This window comes from Oceanobacillus sp. FSL H7-0719 (assembly GCF_045040795.1).
Taxonomy (GTDB): domain Bacteria; phylum Bacillota; class Bacilli; order Bacillales; family Amphibacillaceae; genus Oceanobacillus.
Map to the genome: position 1 here is coordinate 1 of NZ_CP150301.1, position 20,252 is coordinate 20,252.

A 20,252-nucleotide genomic window follows, 5' to 3' on the forward strand; every position below is an offset into this window, starting at 1 on the left:
TAAGCAAAACCTGGAAATATTGTTAAAACAATAACATCGATATATAAATAACTACTGTTACCGTGATGCTGCTGAGAAGGGTGGAAAACAGAACAATTTGTGCATGTAATTCGGGTGCTACCTCGTATTCAAGCGCTAAAGTAGCTGTATTCCTTGAAGTTGGAAATGAACTTGCAATAAGCAATGACTGAGCGATGACACCTTCAATACCCAGCAACAGAATAAAAGCGAGAGCAAATGCTGGACCTGCAATTAATCTTCCAATTAAGCTTAAGCCAATCACCCGGTGAAATGAATGAAAACGAATCACAGCTAGTTGCGCACCTAAAAGGATGAGTGCCAAGGATGTAAAGCCACCAGCAAGCTGTTCTAAAGGAATCTCAACAAACCGCGGCAGTGGAAGGTTGAAAACCTGAAAAACAACCCCTAAAGCCAATGCATGGATGATTGGCAGCTTGAAAAAAGACTTCACTATATCTGTAATTGTTTTTGAGGCAGAGATTAGGTTGTAAATCCCGTATGTATAGGTTAGCAAGTTCTGAAAGACAAGCATAATAATTTGTACGGAAACACCTAAGGGATTCGTGCTGAAAATAAGTTGACTGACCGGCAGCCCGTAGTTTCCGGAATTCATCAGTGAAATACTGTTTTTTAAAGCAGTCCGCTCGTCTCCCTTAATTTTAAATACCTTTGATAAAATGGTGCTTAAGAGTATTAAACTGGATGAAAACAATAGTAAATAGAACATTAACTGACCAAGTAATTGCTGATCGAATTCAACTTGGTAGATATTTAGAAATACAGCTGCAGGCATGAAACAATAGGTAATAAGATTTGCTATCGGCCTCAGCTGAAATTGGAACTTTTTTTGCAGCATTGCTCCAACTGCCATTAATATTAAAATTGGTAAGATAACATCCATAAAGACGAGGCTGATGTAGCTCATATAATACCCTCATTTCTCGCTAAAGATAAACGCGAATTTGTTTCCGCGGTCGCTCAACTTTCAGTGCTAAATAATAAGAGCAGCATATCATTTAGGGTCTATATACAGAAGTTTCACTTTATCGCAGGTTAAGTGGCAGTAATCCCCCACTTAAAAAATGGAGAAGAAATGAACATGTTATGTGGGGATCAACTGCCCCTAATCGCCCGATTGGTTCAACTAACAATCAGTGGGAGAGATCCAAAAGCTCCCCCTGATTGAAGTTTCACTTTATCTTCATTTTATAAGAAAGTTGGGTATTAAACAATTAGATAATAATTATAATAAGTGATAACTAAAAGTTATACAAATGGCAAGAAACTTTTTCTCTTATCGATTCTGCTCATTTAACGTATCAAACCAGTCCATGTCGATAGGACATTCTTCCGAACAAATTAACTATAATAATTGTAAACTTTAATATAGGTTGCTTTTTCTCCGGAACGCGCCCTATTATAATTCTGTAAGGGAAATAATTGAAATTCGGCAAAATGAAACAATCTTACTAATTTAGGGGGAGGGGTTTTTTGAAGAAGAAAGTTGTTTTAGCAATGAGTATTGCAGTTTTTATACTCCTAACAGGCTGCAGTAATGCACAACGAAATACAGCATTAGAGGAAGCTGCTTATTCTGTGATTGAAGATAAGGATAACAAGGAATTTAGTTTGAGTGAATTAACAGCTTTTGACTGGGATGAAGCACATTTATTTAGCCCTTACATTTCAAGAAGTGATATGGAGGAACAATTAGGTGTGAAATATAGAGACAAAAGCAACATCGTGATGAGAGACGATATTTTCTTATTGGTTTTCATTAAGGATGATAAGGCGATGCACTATGCAGAAATTGAACATCAAGGTTCTGTTCTTTCGACAGGAGAAGAGGATTATTTAACACCGTCTCACGATGTAATCTATATTGATAGGTATAACAATTAAGAATGTGCAAGTAACTATAACATACATATTTGTACAAAAAAAGGAACAGTTTTAACATGATATCTGTTCCTTTTCTATGATGACTTTCTTCATGAATTCACTCGTTTTATAGTAATCCCAAAATAATTGGTGCAATAAGCAATATAATAGAGACAAGGATAAGGGGAAGGGATATATTTCTCGGCAATTTCCTTCTGCCTTTACCCTTGTACCAGCCAGAGAATTGCAGCTTATTTCTATACAAAACAAAGAGTAAAATGAATATTGCTAATCCACCGATCCATGTATCATTTTCGGTTACATCGAAAAGGCTGTAAATATTTACTATAAGCAGCCAGCCGAAGCCGCCGAGAAAGATAAAAATAATAAAGATACGCAGAAGCTCTAATAATGTCCTCATTTTAAAAATTCACCCTTCTTGGGAAAGTACGCTTTTTAGATTTGCCTGCACATTTAATGCGATGCGTTTCTATATGTAATTATTGCAATTTATATCATCCACAGTTGTTAAAGTACATACTCTCCGTATAAGTATGAAACACCCCTTACTAAACTGTCCTTAAAGCTGAATAACCTATATTCAAATAGTAACACAGTAATCTGGAAATATTATCCTGAAACAGATAATTAATTCTATTTGTTTGGGGTAAATATCTAAGTAACAATTCTTGGATAAGGAGCAGAATGGCTCTGCATTTATCTGGATCGATTGTTGGTTATAATACAATTACATTCTCATTGAAGGTGAATGAAATATTGGAGGAATGATGCAGTATGAAACATTTTACAAAAGAAGAAAAGATAAAGATTTTATCAGATATCATAGCGATTAAATCCGTTAATGAAAATGAAATTGAAGTGGCAAATTATTTGAAAGACTTATTTGCTTCATATGGCATGGAATCTAAAATTATCCCGGTAACGGACACACGTGTGAACTTAGTGGCTGAAATTGGAAGCGGAAGTCCGGTAATTTGCGTTTCTGGTCATATGGATGTCGTTTCTCCTGGTGATGAAAGCGAGTGGACATCAGATCCATTCACCTTGACAGAGAGGGACGGGAAATTATATGGACGTGGAACAAATGACATGAAAGCAGGTTTAATCAACCTTGCTTTAGTAATGATCGAGCTCAAAGAAAATAATGAATTAAAAAATGGCACACTCCGTTTTATGGCAACAACAGGGGAGGAAGTCGGTGGCGCAGGTTCTAAAAAATTATATGAAGCAGGCTATATGAATGATGCGGATTATTTGTGGGTAGCAGAACCTTCGCATGACACGATTATTTACTCCCACAAAGGATCACTTAACTTGCGTGTAACATCTGCTGGCGAAGCAGCACACAGTTCCATGCCTGATCAAGGCTATAATGCGATTAATCCACTGATGGAATATCTGCTGGAACTAAACGGAAAATTGAATGGCGACGATCGCAACAATGAAGTTCTAGGTAAATTGGTTATGAGTACAACTATTTTCAATGCAGGCAACCAAGTAAACTCCATCCCAGAAAAAGCCGTGGCTGAACTAAACGTGCGCACTATTCCGGAATTTGATAACGCTGAAGTGATTGATTTATTCAATCAAACAGCTGACACATACAATCAGGAAGGCGCTGCTATTCAAGTTGAAGTGACCATGTCATTACCAAGCGTTTTCACTTCAGGACAGTCTGAGATGGTTGAACTTGCTAAACAACTTGGTAAAAAACATTTAGATTTGCAAATCTCCGTTAAAGGTTCGCCAGGAGTGACGGACGCATCAAATTTATTGCGAGATAAAGATGAAAACTTCCCATTTATGATGTTTGGCCCAGGCGAAACAAAAATGGCACATAAAACAGATGAATATGTCTATAAAGAATACTACTTTGTGTTCTTTGATATCTATAAAGAGCTGATTTTAGGATTGTCGAAATAGGAAACGGCATTTTAAACGATAAAGAGATGACTGGATTTGTGGTCATCTCTTTTGTTTTGGCTTTGATTTAACCACGAGGATGAACATGTATAAATACCACGTAACATTTTATCAAAGATTATTGCAAATCCACCGTACGTTAAACTTGCATGAATAATATTTACCTTCATGTCAAAAGCTAATACAAAATAGGTGCAGGAGGTCTGAAGATGACAGATAAACAAAGACAATTTAAGGAAAACAGCCAGAGCGGGGAGCGCCGGAATGGACGCAAAAGCCAATTCAAAAATTATAATGAAGAACAAGGCGAGGAACCAAACGAGTTTGTAAGCAGAAAGAATAAATAGTTTATATCGAATTGATTTATAGGCATATACAAGTGGTCATTATTAAAAAAAATTATCAGGAGGTTTCATCCATGTCAGAGGAAAATAAGAACAGAAATAAAGATAAGGGAAGACAAAGAAATATCCAAAATAAATATGATACAACACCAAAAGACGAGCGAGATACAGAGTTTGCCGAGGAAACTGAATTTCTGAATTTGGATCAAAAGAAAAATAAGCGAAAACGGGGATAATTAATTGTTCGTTATTTCAAGCATTCAGAGCAGGGCATTCTGGGGTATTCCTGGATTGGCCTGTTTTGTGCTGTAGGCTCATCACCATCGTATTGCAAGTAAAAACCTGACAAGCACAGGTCAGTTATATTCCCAAACGTTGCGAGTCTTGCACTTGAAAAATATTATCCAAAGACTGCTTTATCTAATAAGCATGAAGCAGTCTGAATAATAGCTGAAAATAGACGCTAAGTCCATGGAATGGCGGAAAAAATTGGATGTAATATCTAATCTTATAATAACTTGATTTTAGATTGAAATATTTGATAGAAACTGTTATTATTTTCATTGTGTCTAAAATTTCAAGTAGTCTTAAATAGTGAAAGTTTAATAGAGACTAGCTAGAGTCAGGAGTACTGTGGGAATAGAAAATTAACCTGAAGTCATCGTAGTACATCTTCATTTAGGAAGAAAAGGAATGGCTTATTTAATTCGGTTATAATTTTCATAATATTATTTTTTTATGTATAGGAGGGAAATTTTGTATGTCAAAACAAAAAAAGGGACTATTTATACGATCTTTGGATAGAATCGAATGGCTTGGTAATAAATTGCCACATCCCGCAACATTATTCGCAATTTTAGCACTGCTTGTTATCTTGCTTTCCGCAGCCTTACAACCATTGGGGATAAGTGTGGAGCATCCTGGGGAAGAGGGAACAACAGTAGAGATTAAAAATCTGCTGAGTGCAGAGGGAATTCAGTACATATTCACAAATATGACGGATAACTTTATTGGCTTCGCGCCTTTAGGAGTTGTACTGTTGACAATGCTGGGAATAGGAGTAGCTGAACGTACAGGACTTATAAGTGCATTGCTTAGAGGATTCGTCTTATCCATCCCAAATCGGTTTATAACTTTAGGCTTAGTAACAGCTGGTATTATGTCCAGTGTGGCTTCTGATGCGGGATATGTTGTATTGCCTCCACTTGGAGCATTGATTTTCGCAGCACTTGGCAGGCACCCATTAGCAGGGCTCGCAGCAGCATTTGCTGGGGTTTCTGGAGGATTTAGCGCCAACTTATTACTATCTGGTACAGATGCGATGCTAGGAGAAATGACGATTGCTGCTGCAGCAATTATTGATCCTGCCTACGCAGAAAATATGAATATAGCAATGAACTGGCTGTTTATTGCAGTTTCTGTATTTGTATTAGCGGTTATCGGTACATGGGTAACTGAAAAAATTGTAGAACCTCGTCTTGGTTCGTATAAAGGTGAACATAAAGAAAAACTGGAAGGCCTTGAAGCTATTGAGAAAAAAGGTCTTATCTGGGCTGGTGTAGCAGCAGTTGTTGGCGTTGTACTCGCATTACTGCTTGTATTGCCTCAGAATGCACCATTGCGTGGTACAGAAGGCGATACAATGGCCCAAATCGTTCAATCGCCATTTATGAGTTCACTCGTGCCAATAATTGCAATTATATTCTTTATCCCTGGTCTTGTTTATGGAATGGTAACGAAATCTATACGCAGTGATAAAGATGTCGCAGTGCAAATGTCAGATACGATGGCATCAATGGGAACATTCATTGTTCTAGCATTTACAGCGGGACAGTTTGTTGCATTCTTTAATGAAACCAATATGGGCTTAGTATTAGGTGTATATGGTGCGGAATTATTAACAAGTGTAAACTTAACAGGTATCCCGTTAATATTGCTGTTCATCTTGATTACAGCATTTATTAACTTATTCATTGGAAGTGCTTCTGCAAAATGGGCAATGATGGCACCAGTCTTTGTGCCGATTATGATGCAGCTTGGATATTCTCCAGAGCTGACACAAATGGCTTATCGTATTGCGGACTCTTCTACAAATATTATTTCGCCATTAATGACCTATTTTGCAATCATTATTGCTTTCGCACAGAAATATGATAAGAAGATGGGTATTGGTACTTTGATTTCTACAATGGTTCCATATTCGATGTTCTTCCTGATAGGCTGGACAATTATGCTAATTATTTGGATGCTGCTTGGTATCCCTCTAGGACCAGGAGGACCATTGACTTATTAGTTATAAAATAAATATTTTTGAGGGGGATAAACTGCCCCTAATCGCCCGATTGGTTCAACTAACAATCAGTGGGAAAAATGCAAAAAAAACCCACTGATTGAAGTTTCACTTAAAAAGCGGGCCCTTCAGAGTTTGTCTCTGAAGGGCCCGCTTTTTTGTCATTATAATACAGTCTATTTTATCAAGATATAATTTAACCGTATATGTAAGTCATTCTAATTGGAAGAGTCAGATACGACCTGTTATCCGGATTGATGCATATTTTTGATGTACAGTTAATAATCACATACTTGGTCCTTACATTCTTCTTTTCTTTCAGGGAATCCTTCTTTTAAACTAATACCAGCTACTGAATAGTCATCATTTAAAGTTATAGAAAACCTTCCTTGACCGTTTACAATACCATCTATTTTTGTTGCACCCATTTTACTTATATAAGGGTCATCGATTTCAATAGACTCTATTGTTTCAAAGTTACTCTTGATGTAATATTCGGTAACACTTTTAAACTTTGTGATGGTTTCATCATCAAAAGAATCTTTCATCATGCATGCGCTAAGTGCAATAGCAGCAGCGATTATGATAAACAAATGTGTTTTATTTTTGTCCATGCTACCACCCGTTTTAATAAAAGAATTGTTATGAAGTCAAATATAAAACATTCTAATAAATTATGTTTCTCGAGCTTCAATGAAAATTTTAGTAAAATTAGTAATCACAAGTTTTTTCCTTACATTCTTCTTTTCTTTCAGGAAAACCTTTTCCCATGCCCATACTTGGTATGTTGTAGTTGTTTTCTATCTCTACAGTCATATCAAAGTTTGCATCCTTATTATCGTTTACATAACCACGAACCGTAAATCCTCCCATAGGACTTCTGTGATCATCGCTAAAGTCTATTTTCTCGATATCTTTAAAATTGTTTTTAATATAGCTTTCCGCTGATTGTATCGCTTTATTGATTGTTTCATCATCATAATCTTGGTTATTTGTATTCCAGAAGCATCCTGTTAGTAGTATAACTGTGATCATGTTTATAATTAGCGTAAAGAATAATTTCTTCATTATTAGCACTTCCTCAATGATTATACATTTACCGTTGCTAACAATTTGTAGAAAAATTGTTTGGTTATCCAAATCGATTGAAAACCACATTGATTAGGAATGCTTTTCTATATAGTTGAAGCGGTTTAATTGAGTTTAGGAAACGTTTATTCAATAATCACATACTTGGTCTTTACATTCTTCTTTTAACTTAGGGAACCCATCATTTTCTCCAACACTTGTTACTTTAAAGTCACCATTTAAGCTAATTGTAAAGCCGTGCATTTTATTTACAGTTCCTTCCATAACTAAACTTCCCATAGGTGATTGGTGCGGTTCTTCTAATTCTATAGAATCGATATCTTGGTAATTATTTTCAATATAACTTTTAGCAGTCTGTTCTGCTTTTGTAACTGTTTCTTCGTCATAATCACTGTTTCCAGGGTTCACAACACAACCTCCTAATAGTATAATAAATAAAAAAGAAAAGTATAATGAATTTTTATTCAATTTCAAAAATAAACACCTCTTTTTACATTGATTAAATGAAAGGAGTATAATTTAGTATGGCTCTGTCATTAACAGAATATGAATTAGGTATACTCTCTGATAGAACTTATGATGACGTTGAAAGTAATATCAGAATCAATAATATCAATGGACAAAGGATTACATTTGATATAATCGAGTCCATCAAAGATAAAGATACTGGTCTTGATGGTTATGTCCTCCAAAAAGAAGGTACAGACGAACTTGTCATTAGCTTCCGTGGTACAGAATTCAATGGTCTTGGTGATTTTGACAAAGGTGATATTAGGGAAGACATCCACGGAGTTATTCTTGGTAATTCTGATTATACCAAAAATTCCCGCGGAAATACAACGTATGTTGGAAGTCCCGGACAGGATGCCTTGATTGCCTCTGGTTCGGCTAAGTTAAATAACGATGGAACTATTTCTCATATAAATAAAAATCAATTTACGGAAGGGGATAAAGTTGTCAGTACATATGTAAAAAAATATGGAGCGGAAAATATTACATTTACTGGTCACTCTTTAGGAGGGGGACTTGCTCAGTACTTTGCCGTAAAGTACGATTCTCATGCAGTAACATTCGCTGCTGCAGATGTATTTAATCTTTTAACAAAAGATGAACAAAAACAGGTTAAAAATGGTGCGTTCAAAGATCAAATTATCTCCTATATTCATTCTAAAGATTTGGTCAGTACATACTATCAAGTCCCTATTGGCAGTATGTACTATATTAATAATCCCTCGGATACGAGTGGTTTAGGTTTAAAAATGCATGGTATCGCCAACTATTTAGATCCAGAACTGTTTAACGACGAAGGTTACTTTAATCCTCAATCATTATATGATGAAACGTTGAAAGGTCAATTATCACTAGCTGTAAACAAATCACCATTGGAGTTTAAAAACTCTGGAATAAGTGGATTTTCAGTTCTAATTCAATCCGAGTTAATGCGCTTTTATGCTAGAGGAATGCAAATGAGTGAAGAGGTTTTAAAGATTCGCAAAAGATCTATTGAACAGTTATTAGATATGCACTTCAATGAGATGGATGAACTTAAAAAAATGTACATGAATTCGACAGGTGCTGGTAACTATGATAGGTTAACACCGGCAGATGTGGAGGATGTATTTCGAGAGCTAGTAACGATGGAGAATGGAACACCAATGTTATTTGATCTACATGATATGGAAGATATTCTTGTTACATTACAAAGAATACAAGAAGATACCGGAGAGATAGCATTTAATATGGAAAAAATGGCTAATGATTTTGAGAATACAGATAAGATACTTGCAAATTGGCTAGGCCTAAAGGGGTGATGCTATATGGAAGACTTTGAGGAATGGTGGAAAGACCAATTAAAAAGAAGAGAACAAAAGAAAGCAATTAAAGAACATATAAGGGCAGCGTTAGAGGATAAAGCAAATGAATATAAAAAGTCATTTGATGAATGTTTTCAAGGGGTAGACCTCTATGATAAACACGAAGAGTATTTCGATTCTATTCGTGTACAATTTGATGGTAAAGCAAAACAGGCATTGATAGAAAGGTTGAATAAGAATCGTTTAGACCTTGCATACCTCAATATGAAACGTCAAGTTGCACGAGATAATATTAAATTATAAGAAGAATGCTTTTTATAATTTCTTTGGGTACGTAAATTGTTTTTTGTGTCCGATAGAAAAAATAAACCCTCATGTGCTTGCACGGCGCTCCTGAGAGATTATTCCTAAAAATGTGAGCCTCTTGATGGGGTTGGTCTGTTGGAACCGTTCCATGTTAGATCGTGGGATGGTTTTTAATATTGTATGAATTTCTGTGGTTATTATACCACGGTTTGTTTTTGTGTACACCAATTGCGGGTTGATTTTCTCACTAATTCAAAAACTTGGAAAGCCATTTTTATTACAGACTTTCATTTAAAATTAAATAGAATGAATAGCAAAATTTAGTATTCGCTATTTCAGCCAACTTAATCAATCTTGCTCAAAGAATATGGTAAAATGGACGGATGAAGCAGTAAATATGATTTGTGCTTCTAATAATTAAACAGGGTGCTTAACAACAAATCCAAATTTTTATAGTACATAGATTTAGCTAAACTACATGAGAGTTAGTTTGCTACACGGAGGAATAAAATGGGAAAGTATTTTTATGCATTTTTAGAAGAGATCTCAGAAGAATTCGCTCGGACACTTTATGAATTAGAAAAAGCAATTTACACTAGTCCGCGTTCGATGCTGACACATAGTCGCACATTTATTGAGGTATTGCTTGAAAAAGTAATGATACATGAAAATATGCCAAATGGGGCATATATAAGTATTAATGAACGTATTCAAGGCTTGGATGATATAGGTTTGCTTACGGAAGAAGTAAAAAATGCCTTCCATGAAGTAAGGAAATTAGGAAATAAGGCTGCACATGATACGCGTCAATTCAGGTTCTCCGAGTCACTCACGGCTTGGGAACATATCCATACGATTGTAAAATGGTTTGTGGAAGTGTATGAGTCCTATGTGATCGTGGTGCCGGATTATGTTGATCCCATCATGAAACAGGAGCATGATTATGATTTAGAAGAAATGGCGCTCCGATTTAAACAAATCGAGGACTTATTAAAGGAGTCCCTGAAAAGCGAGAAGCCAAAGGGTACAGAAAAAGAAATGCACGATGCGAGACCGGAAGAAAGCAAAAAGAAGAGAACGAAAAAATTGGTGATAGAAAAGGATGCAGTAATCGAGACAATGGAGGAAGCACCTGGTTTTATCCCAGTCCGAACAATTTATTATGGCAATGATTCTGTGGATATTCCTTATTTCCTAAGGGATGCTTTTTTACTGCCACAGCGATTTGAAGAATCAGAGCGTTTCTTAGTTCGTTTGGGCGGCGAAGAACAAGCGAGGATTATGAGTGAGCTGCCGAAGTCATTAGTCGCTTTTCATGAGAGGATAACGCGTTATACGGAATCCCATTCTGAAACATTCTTTTATGAATTGAAGGAATTTGTTGCAGAGGAAATGAGAAGAAAGAAGCTTGTTATCAATCGTCCCGGCGAATTGTTTTTATTTCATAAATCAAGTGAAATCGTCGTAACAGAGGATTTAGGTGATATTGATATCAATAAGGAAAACTTCACTGGGATGCCTGGATTAATTGACCAGCTTAATGCGGACGGCATTTATAAAATTCGGCAGCTGCCAAAGGAATTGCTGATCCTTGGTAAATACAAACGGGTTGGTAAAGGCAGGGTGGAGAGCTTTTTCCAGCAATTAGAAGCGATGCAGGAGAAGTTAATGAAAGAGCTTGTTTGAAGTGTTTTTAGAAATAAACCTATTCAAAAATAATATAAAATCATCGATTGGACGATTCTTCCTTCAGTTATCCGGGTATAGTTTATTATCGAAAAGGAAATTGTAAAACCAGGAGGGATTATATGAAGAAGGGCTCGTTAACAATTGAAGAATTTAATGAATTATTAAGAGAGTGGAGCGGCAAGAGAGTAAAAGTCGTGAAGCATGAACTGGAAGACCGTGATGAAACATTAATCAATTTAGATGCAATTTCTTATGAAAATGGCTCTAGTATCGATGATTATGAACCCCGACATTCCTTGCAATTAAATGGCGCAGGAATGATTGAAACCACAGAGGATAACTATGAACAGCTGCCTTCAGATGAGTTTGAGATACCATTGGAAGAGGATGCAGCTTATCAATTTGATGGGGAGAAATTGGCTTTGGAAACTTCCCGTGGGAATTATACGATAGAGCTTTTGGGTGAGTGAAATTAAGGATAGTGGGGATGGGTTGGTGTATGCTGCACTGACTAATCTCCGCTATTTTAATTTTTAATGTAATGTTCATTCATTTTATTATTTCTGCAGTTCGTTTTACTTTTATATGTTCGCAAAACTGGTACACCCTAATGTAGAATATGCGAAACCTAAGTCTTAGAGACAAATCTTCTGTAATGGTGCAATGTTAATTACAATGGATTGGTTTCACATAAGGTTTGTGGCATAAATTCCTGTAGTTTCCTGGAGATAAATGTGGAAAAAGCTATAAAGGATAATATCGAAAAAATAGACGAAAGTATCTGGTGGAAAAGTCGTTGGAATAAGTAAGAAGTATACTGATTTATAATCAAATGTAAAGTTTGGGAGTGTAAAATAAACTACGATGTGGGAGCTTTATGCTCTCTTCTATTAAGTTATTTTGCACTCCCTTTTATTTTGCTTTGGCATTTAATCTGTATTAACATTCCAGTCTATAAGATAGTGATACAAACTATTTTCAACAGGTTTCTCCATTATCATATTCATATGAACTACCGGTATTTCTTTTCCTTTTTTATCCTTCATTTTGTCTTGTTCTACTGAGGACTTATCTGGCCTTGCTTGTCCGAGATAATAAAAACTACTACCTTCGTCATCATCTTTTTTTATAAACATGTGGATATGGTTTTTTTCTCAACCGCATTTATAATTTTATGAACCTCCTCATATTGTAATGTGCGGTTGCTTCTAGTATACCATTTAAAAGTTTCTGAACTTATAAATTCATCTCCATAAGCAACACTTGAGTCTACATCATCGTCTTTATGGTAGATAACAAATATTGGGCAAGTCAGGTGTTTTGTTTTATAGCCATACATAGTTGAACTTTCATCATTATGCCAGTTTAACAATTTGCAGACGTCTTTTCTAGTATACTTCTCATATAGTGTAAGTTGCTTGTCAGGTTGGTATTTCTTACTTTTTTCTAACCCACTATATAAAATATCTGTGAATAAATGTTTAAAGAATGAATTTTCATTTAAACTTTTTTGAATTATTTCATTTAAATGATAGTATCCATCATTATTCAATGTGATAATTGCTATGTTTCCATATTTATTCCGATCTACTTGAGAGAAAAATGATAAATCAAAAATACGTTGAACGGAATGAAGTGTTTCTTCATCAATTCGACAATTAGATTTTTCTAATTTTTCTAGATACTACTTTGATGCAACCTTCTCATTATTTAAAAGTAAATCAAGTAAAATTAACTCGTGCTGCCTTTTTCCATTTAGTATCTCTAGAGAAAGCATATTGAGTACACTGTTTTCATAAGGGCTAATTAACGGAATTTCTTCTTTCATTTTCAATAAAAATTGATAATAATTTTTATATTTACTTGCAATAACGATAGGATCAATAGAATGGTTTTCTATAAAATCAATAAAATAGGGAGTTCTACCAATTCTATTCTTTAATTCAACAAAGGTTTCCTTCAATATTTTCATCGAAGTTAAACTGCTACTATTAATTGCCTTAAATATTTGTTTTCTAGCAATCTCTTCAAAATTAACAGTCGATATCCCGTTGATATAATTGGTTTCTACCGTATTTCTACGGATATTGTCCTTATTAAGTGATTTGTCACCTGAAAGGGCTATCGGGATTAAATAGTTATTTTTATAATTACCAATGAAATCAATTATTGTTACAAATTCTTTTGATTCATGTTTTCTTAGTCCCCGTCCTAGCTGTTGTATAAATATAATGCTAGATTGAGTTTGCCTTAACATAACGACCTGGTTGATGCTTGGAATATCAATTCCTTCGTTAAAGATATCTACAGTTAGAATATAATCAAGAGATCCATTCTCAAGACGATTAACTTGATAAGTTCTTTCATCTTGAGCATCATCTCCAGTCAATGCTACTGTACGGAGTCCCTTTCTATTTAATGCCTTGGAGAGCTCTATAGCTTCTTCTTTACGGCTACAAAACATTAGCCCTTTTACTGTATTTCCAGAGAAGCCATAATAATTTATTTTATTAATAATATGGTTAATACGTTCCTCGGTAACTAAGTGAGAAAAGAGAGTTGTATCATCAATTAATTCGCCCTTATACTCTATATCCGTTACCCCGAAATAATGGAAAGGACAAAGCATATCTTCTTCTAAAGCTTCTTGTAGCCGGATTTCATAAGCAATATTATAATTAAATAGCTCATAGATATTAAAATCATCGGTCCTCTCAGGAGTAGCTGTCATTCCCATTAGGAATTTAGGTTTAAAATAATCAATTACTCGTAGATATGATATAGCACCAGCTTTATGAACCTCATCAATAAGAATATAGTCAAATTCTTTAGAATCAAATTGGTGAAGAGTCGTTAACTTTGAGATTGTTTGTATTGTGGCAAACAAGTACCTTACATCCTTATTTTTATTTGAACCTGACAATATACCAAAGTCCTCATCTACTCCCCCAAAAATTCGTTGAAAATCTTGCTTTGCTTTTTGAAGAATTTGTTCTCGATGTACAATAAATAACATTTTTTGTGGGGCAAATCTTCTTACATCAAATGCTGAAAGATATGTTTTACCAGTACCGGTAGCTGAAATTACTAGTCCCCTATGATTTCCAGCTTCGCGAACAGCTTGAATTTCTTTGAGCGCAGCTTGTTGCATCTTATTTGGCTTTATTTGTAAAGCTTCATGTAAAGGATTTACCTGATAATCCGTCGGTAGCTCAATTACTTTTTCCCCTAGCTTATAGTCTAGTGGTTTGTAACTTTGTTCATATGTATGTATCCAATTATTTGATAAAGTTATAGCGTTATTCCAGATATGTTCAAATTGATCTTTGAAATGATGAATAATCTCACCATTTTCATGGGAAGTAAGCTTTACGTTCCATTCATGATTAATTTTTAGTGCATGTGCAGTGAGATTTGAACTTCCTACTATTAATGAATAGTAGTCATTGTGCTGAAAGATATAGCCTTTGGAATGGAAGCCTTCTATATTTGTTACTCTTACTTCAACGTTTGTAAGCTTTAACAATTCTTTAAAGACCTTTGGCTGATTAAAGTGTAGAAAGGTCGAAGTCAAGATCCGTCCGGAAATTCCTTTCTTTTTTAAATCTAATAGATATGATTTTAAAGTTGCTAGTCCACTTTCTGTTATAAATGCAACGGAAAAAGTGAACGAATGACATGTATTTAGTTCCTCGCGAAGAGAGGTTAATACATTCTTATTTTTTTTCGAATCATTTACTAGTAATTGTGGAACATAGCGATTTGTGCTAGCATATTTTTTATCTATAAATCCGCGATGTAATGATACCTTCAAATTGTCCATAAAATCTTCCATAGTTAGTATTGTTCACTCCTTATAACTTATTGGGATTATTTTACTAATAATAAGATATATTAGCAAAGAAAAAAGCCATTCCAAAGAGAATGGCTTAATAAAAGATTAAAAAACTAATTCATGTGCTAAACGTTTAATCGCTGGAATGTCAGCTGGTGCCCAATCCAGAGATTCAAGTTCATTTGGCTCTAACCATTTTATATTTACATGTTCAGTTAATTGAGGCTTACCGTCATTTAGTTTACAAATATATGTTGTTAAGTGTACAATTCCAAAATCATATTCATAGGCGGTATATTCTACTTTTTCACCTATTTCAATTTGACAATGCATTTCTTCCTGAATCTCCCGTTGCAATGCTTCTTGGGGTGTTTCGTCATTTTCTATTTTCCCACCAGGGAATTCCCATTTATAAGGTAGAGATTTATTTGGCCCTCTTTGCGCACAAAGAATTTTACCATCATTAATTATAACTGCTCCGACTACATATATATTCTTCATCATTGTGACCTCCTAAAGTGGGTTCTTATTTCTTTTAGTTTAACATGAAATTATTTTAAGGGGGAGAGAATAAAGAGAAACGACTACACTAATCTAAACTTTATATTTTAAAGTGTAATATAAAATTTTGTCAAATCCCAGATATCGTTGGTGTGATGCTCTCTTGGATTTTTGCCGTGAATTTTATGAATATCAAGTAGAAGTGTACTATAAATCAACATATATTAGTGAGCAAAAGAATTCTTCAACACAGTTAAGTTGAATCATCACTACGACCTAAATTAATGGATAGATTATGCTGAAAGGGGAATGCAAGTTCCTTACAAATAATTGTATAGGATAATAGCTATAATAAAATTATATGATATTTGAATCAATTTATTCACAAATTTAATCAGTATTTGCTAAAAATATGGTAATATAGACCTATGAGGGGATGAGGGCTTATATTTACTTAAGATTGAAAGCTTAGTGCCATATTCCTGTATTGTTATTAGGCTACCGATAAATCTAATAGCAAACCAAGAGAGCGAGCTTTTAATTACCAAAACAAAATCCAACCAAAAGAGGTGCAGCAATGCGTTTACAAACGGATCAAACACAAAAATGGAAATTCTCAGAGATTCCTAATATAGAAGAATCAAATTTTAATAGGTCGTTAGAGCGCTTTTTTGATCTTGGGGTCAATGGGTTAACAAGAGAAAATATACAAAACTCACTTGACGGGCGCGTATTGGACTATGATGGTCCAGTTATTGTGAAGATAAAAACAGGCAGTATAAATCAGAATGATGTTCCTGGGATAGAAAATGTGAAAGAACGGATTTTAAATTTGGAAGGTCGTAATAGTTATACAAAAGAGACGATTGACCATATGAAAAATAAACTTGACCAGGATGAAGTTCGTTATATTTCATTTGAAGATATTAATACGAGAGGGCTTACAGGTGCTAAAAATGGACAAAGCGGGTCGAGAAAAGACACGTGGGGAATATATGCCTACAATAAAGGGGTCCATTTTGAAGAGGAAAATAATGAAGTTGAGATTTCAAGAGGTGGATCTCATGGAGTCGGTAAAATAGCTTCAAATGCGGCATCAGATCTGCATGTGATGTATTTTGCGAATTGCGATGCAAACGGCGACCAGCACTTAGGAGGCACTGTACAATTAATTGAGCATGAGTTTGAAGGCCAAACATACCGGTCGACCGGATATTTTGCAGATATTAAACATGATGGTGCAAATAATCGTTCGAAATTTTATCCCTATGAAAATAACTTCCATGAGGTATTTAAAAAAGACACGAGAGGGTTACGAATTATTATTCCTTATTTCAGGAAGGAATACGATGATGAGGTTGCAATCATTAAAAGTGTTTGTGACAGCTTTTTCATCTCGATCTTAAAAAATAAATTGGAAGTGCATATAAACGAGGAGAAGATTACAAAAGATACGATCCTTACGTATATGAAAAATGAGAAATACTATAATCAAGAAATTACTGAGGCAAAGAAGGAATTTACACCTTTATATCTAGATACATACTTAGATGCATCATCAAAAGAGATCGTTGTTTCTAATAAAGAAGAGGATTTCCATTTCAATCTTTACTTTAGATATGATGAACGGATTCCCAAAGGAAGAGTGGCTATTGTTCGGACAATTGGAATGAAGATAGAGGATTTTATTGTCCAAGGTCATGCGACAAAGCCATTTAATGCAGTACTAATTGGCGGACCAAAAGAAGATGCATATTTAAAATCCCTGGAAAACGAATCCCATACAAAACTATCGAAGGATCATATTAATGATGCAAAGCTAAAGAAACAGGCTACTAGATTTATAAATAATCTATCAAGAGAAATTGCGAAGGAAATTGATGAAGCAATCAGGGAGAACAACCAGACAGACGGTTTAATGGAGACCAAAGATATTCTATATATTGTGGAAACACAATTTAAGAAAGATTTAGAGGAAACAATGGGGACAGTCAGAGTAACGAACGGAAAGTCTCTTGTTAAGTCTTCTGGAAAAGAATCGAAAAAAGAAAAGCGTAACCAAAGGAAAAATAAACGTGAAGCGGCTAGTGGTGAAAAAGTTACGCAAAAAAGAAAACGAGATCCTCTCAAATGGCAGAAGGCAAAAGATAAAACTCTGAATGATAGCGACGAAGGAAAAGAACGTTATAGTGCACACCCAGAGATGGTGGAAAGAGTAATCTTACAGGATCGTGAAATGATCAAATTCGATTTTACAGGCAGTGATCAGTTGGGCGGGGCAACTACCTGTGACATATCACTATCAATCATTGATGGAATGGGTGTAGAGTATGACGACGAATTTAACATACATAACAGTTACGAGGAGATTTTAGATATCCATACAGGAAATTTCTGTTCTTATAATAAGGATGTCATAAAAGATGTTCAGATTAAGGATGGAATTGCTAAGCTTCAGTTTAACTTGAAAAACAATTTCAATCGATCATTAAAATTTGTTTACTATGTGGAGGTGTAACAGATGATCTATCGAAAAGATGCAAACTTCCCGTATCCTGTTTTATCTAATACTTCGAATAGTTATGCTGAAAACTACTTTGATCTTGATGTCAATGTAAATGAAAATGCAGATTACTACCATTTTGAATTCAGCTTCGAGATTGATTCAGAGTTTATGAAGAAACAATTACGGAAGGGAAAGGCCCAACTATTTCTTATCATTCAATCAAAGGATAATAAATTTTATAGATTGAGTCAGGGACAAAATATAATTAAAATTCATAAATCCCGTATTTCATTGAATAAACGTACATCTGTTCAGCTGCATATTCAAGCTTTGGAAGATATAAATTTTGCTGATAATGAAAATTTAAGCGCATTTTATGATCAATTTAGAGGAGAAGTGACCGTACCGAAATTCACTTTACTAGGGTATTCCAATGTCATCACATTTGATGGCAGCATTACAAAGCCTTTTGAACTCTTTGAGAAGAAAATGGATGAGAACTTGAAATCAGATATAAAGGTCGAGCTGGGACAGGAAACGATTATTATTCATTACAAAAAGCCAGAGTTTCAATTTAATCATTTACCGAAGAGTAATGTATTAAATAACCCTTATATCTATACAGGTTTATCAAAAGCACTTCAAGCTTTTATCCTCAATAATAGTGAGGATGGAGATATTGATATCGAAAGTATCGATGAGCCTGAAGGTGCCTTAGATCTAAAACTCTATAATCTGATGAAAAAGAAAATGGTAACAGAATTAAATAATGATAATATTGATGAAGTCATTTATATGATTTCTGACAGGATTATTGAAAAGTATACTGTCGCATTAGGGGAGATGGTTACAAATGGAAATTAGACTATTGGCAAAAGGCTATAAGACAAATGAAGCATTTTACCAGGACTTTTTAGATGATAAAATAAATTCGAATGATGAGTATTTCTCTGGCGAAAAAGTATATATTAGTCAGGCTCCGGATTTTCCAGTATATATGGCGAAAGGGACCGAAGAACAGAAAAAGCAAGACTTTCTGGAAGCCTTTCGGGTAATCTCCCAGTCTTATTTGCAAACAAAGCGGGAATTATTGCTTGATGAGACATTTTGGCATTCATTGCTCGTAACACAGAAGCGGGAATATATCTTGGATAAATATCCCGAGGTTCAAGAAGGAAAAAATAAGTTTAATACTGTTGTCCTAAAGAAATTTGATTGGGAGAATTACATTTATAAAAGCATACTTGGTGCACAGTATATTAACGATAATATCGGGGGTGGGGAAGAACGCCAAAGATATTACGAGTTAATTATAGAAAACCTGGACCTCTATAATTACATCATTAAGTATGGGATATTCCGAAATGATATTTTTCTAATTCATATATTAGATATTATTGATGAATTAGAGCTTTCGAAGGTTATGAAAGCAAAAATCAAGGGTCGCGAAGATCTTGGGGATGATGAACGGTATGGAAGACGTGTAATCTTCGAATTTAACAAAAGTTACCCGGTAGTTATGTCGCCAATGCTTGAAAAAGAAGAACTGAAAAAACTATTTATCATGTATTTAGGCTATTACTATGATTTATCTAAGCTACCTTCCGTGGAAAAATATGATTCAGCAAAGCAGGATCCTGAACAGTATGAAGCGGTTGCTGAGACTGCGGCTGCAAATGTATATACTTCGCAACAGAATGAAAACAAAGAAGATGTGTATGTGCCAGAGAGCCAGTCATCAGTTCAAGTTAAAGAAAAGAACGAAAAAGTACTTACTCCTAATCAAGATGAGACTTTAGTTTATTTAGAGAGCCAAAATTTGGAGTATGTAGATTATCGCAGCAAAGGAGGATCTCTTTGGGTGATTGGTAATCAAGGGATCGAAACACATTTGGAACCTTTAAAAGAGAAAGGGGTACATTTTAGATTTAAGCCACGTGGAGGCAGAGCTTCGAAAAAAAGACCAGCTTGGTTTTGGAATGGTAAATAGTAAAGGTCATTAGCAGGTTCGTTAGTAGTATATATATTTACA

General features: G+C 34.9%; 18 protein-coding genes and 1 pseudogene. 12 read left to right on the top strand and 7 right to left on the bottom strand.

Translation table 11 applies throughout. The annotated features are described in order from the left end of the window. Positions 1 to 22: 22 nt before the first annotated feature. A complete protein-coding gene (locus tag NST93_RS00005) occupies positions 23 to 946 on the bottom strand; it encodes an AEC family transporter (protein ID WP_405099976.1) in 924 nt (307 codons plus the stop codon). A 566-nt stretch (positions 947 to 1,512) separates the two neighbouring features. Here NST93_RS00005 and NST93_RS00010 point away from each other — a divergent pair. Next, entirely contained in the window at positions 1,513 to 1,923 is a 411-nt protein-coding gene (locus NST93_RS00010; protein WP_405099978.1) for a hypothetical protein, read from the top strand. A 106-nt stretch (positions 1,924 to 2,029) separates the two neighbouring features. On the opposite strand, the gene NST93_RS00015 is transcribed toward NST93_RS00010, so the two are convergent. After that, the gene (locus tag NST93_RS00015; protein ID WP_405099979.1) at positions 2,030 to 2,323 is read right to left on the bottom strand and encodes a hypothetical protein; all 294 of its coding nucleotides are present in this window, start codon (positions 2,321 to 2,323) and stop codon (positions 2,030 to 2,032) included. A 374-nt stretch (positions 2,324 to 2,697) separates the two neighbouring features. On the opposite strand from NST93_RS00015, the gene NST93_RS00020 reads away from it, so the two are divergent. From NST93_RS00020 to NST93_RS00035, 4 genes are all read left to right on the top strand, one after another. Further along, a complete protein-coding gene (locus NST93_RS00020; protein WP_405099981.1) occupies positions 2,698 to 3,846 on the top strand; it encodes an ArgE/DapE family deacylase in 1,149 nt (382 codons plus the stop codon). 209 nt (positions 3,847 to 4,055) lie between these two features. Next, on the top strand, positions 4,056 to 4,193 hold the full coding sequence (locus NST93_RS00025) for a hypothetical protein (protein WP_405099983.1): 138 nt from the start codon (positions 4,056 to 4,058) through the stop codon (positions 4,191 to 4,193). Positions 4,194 to 4,264: 71 nt separating this feature from the next. Then, a complete protein-coding gene (locus NST93_RS00030) occupies positions 4,265 to 4,426 on the top strand; it encodes a hypothetical protein (RefSeq protein ID WP_405099985.1) in 162 nt (53 codons plus the stop codon). Positions 4,427 to 4,950: 524 nt separating this feature from the next. Further along, positions 4,951 to 6,483 carry an AbgT family transporter gene (locus tag NST93_RS00035; RefSeq protein ID WP_405099987.1) on the top strand — a complete coding sequence of 511 codons (1,533 nt, stop codon included), beginning with the start codon at positions 4,951 to 4,953 and terminating at the stop codon, positions 6,481 to 6,483. 275 nt (positions 6,484 to 6,758) lie between these two features. On the opposite strand, the gene NST93_RS00040 is transcribed toward NST93_RS00035, so the two are convergent. The 3 genes from NST93_RS00040 to NST93_RS00050 all read right to left on the bottom strand — a co-directional run bounded on the left by NST93_RS00040 (position 6,759) and on the right by NST93_RS00050 (position 7,977). Further along, the gene (locus NST93_RS00040; RefSeq protein WP_405099989.1) at positions 6,759 to 7,094 is read right to left on the bottom strand and encodes a hypothetical protein; all 336 of its coding nucleotides are present in this window, start codon (positions 7,092 to 7,094) and stop codon (positions 6,759 to 6,761) included. A gap of 97 nt (positions 7,095 to 7,191) precedes the next feature. After that, positions 7,192 to 7,548, bottom strand: a complete 357-nt coding sequence (locus NST93_RS00045; protein WP_405099991.1) for a DUF1433 domain-containing protein — start codon at positions 7,546 to 7,548, stop codon at positions 7,192 to 7,194. Between the two features lie 150 nt (positions 7,549 to 7,698). Beyond that, positions 7,699 to 7,977 (bottom strand): hypothetical protein, encoded by a 279-nt coding sequence (locus NST93_RS00050; protein ID WP_405099993.1) that lies wholly within the window; start codon positions 7,975 to 7,977, stop codon positions 7,699 to 7,701. 116 nt (positions 7,978 to 8,093) lie between these two features. Here NST93_RS00050 and NST93_RS00055 point away from each other — a divergent pair, with 116 nt between their 5' ends. From NST93_RS00055 to NST93_RS00070, 4 genes are all read left to right on the top strand, one after another. Beyond that, a complete protein-coding gene (locus NST93_RS00055; protein ID WP_405099995.1) occupies positions 8,094 to 9,380 on the top strand; it encodes a lipase family protein in 1,287 nt (428 codons plus the stop codon). Positions 9,381 to 9,386: 6 nt separating this feature from the next. Continuing rightward, positions 9,387 to 9,686 (top strand): hypothetical protein, encoded by a 300-nt coding sequence (locus NST93_RS00060; RefSeq protein WP_405099997.1) that lies wholly within the window; start codon positions 9,387 to 9,389, stop codon positions 9,684 to 9,686. 513 nt (positions 9,687 to 10,199) lie between these two features. Further along, positions 10,200 to 11,375 carry a DUF4145 domain-containing protein gene (locus NST93_RS00065; protein ID WP_405099999.1) on the top strand — a complete coding sequence of 392 codons (1,176 nt, stop codon included), beginning with the start codon at positions 10,200 to 10,202 and terminating at the stop codon, positions 11,373 to 11,375. 122 nt (positions 11,376 to 11,497) lie between these two features. After that, complete coding sequence (locus NST93_RS00070) at positions 11,498 to 11,848, top strand: hypothetical protein (protein ID WP_405100001.1); 351 nt, start codon at positions 11,498 to 11,500, stop codon at positions 11,846 to 11,848. A 459-nt stretch (positions 11,849 to 12,307) separates the two neighbouring features. On the opposite strand, the pseudogene NST93_RS00075 reads toward NST93_RS00070, so the two are convergent. Both NST93_RS00075 and NST93_RS00080 read right to left on the bottom strand, forming a co-directional pair. Then, positions 12,308 to 15,213: pseudogene (locus NST93_RS00075) on the bottom strand (DUF3427 domain-containing protein). A 105-nt stretch (positions 15,214 to 15,318) separates the two neighbouring features. After that, on the bottom strand, positions 15,319 to 15,717 hold the full coding sequence (locus NST93_RS00080) for a (deoxy)nucleoside triphosphate pyrophosphohydrolase (protein ID WP_405100003.1): 399 nt from the start codon (positions 15,715 to 15,717) through the stop codon (positions 15,319 to 15,321). Positions 15,718 to 16,291: 574 nt separating this feature from the next. Between NST93_RS00080 and NST93_RS00085 the strand changes: the two genes are divergently transcribed. From NST93_RS00085 to NST93_RS00095, 3 genes are read left to right on the top strand one after another with little or no spacing between them, the layout of a single operon-like run. Further along, positions 16,292 to 18,232, top strand: coding sequence for a hypothetical protein (locus NST93_RS00085; protein WP_405100005.1), 1,941 nt, complete (start codon positions 16,292 to 16,294; stop codon positions 18,230 to 18,232). 3 nt (positions 18,233 to 18,235) lie between these two features. Beyond that, complete coding sequence (locus tag NST93_RS00090; RefSeq protein WP_405100006.1) at positions 18,236 to 19,084, top strand: hypothetical protein; 849 nt, start codon at positions 18,236 to 18,238, stop codon at positions 19,082 to 19,084. Further along, on the top strand, positions 19,074 to 20,210 hold the full coding sequence (locus NST93_RS00095) for a hypothetical protein (protein WP_405100008.1): 1,137 nt from the start codon (positions 19,074 to 19,076) through the stop codon (positions 20,208 to 20,210). The genes NST93_RS00090 and NST93_RS00095 overlap by 11 nt, the downstream gene beginning before the upstream one ends. The last annotated feature ends 42 nt before the right edge of the window (positions 20,211 to 20,252 follow it).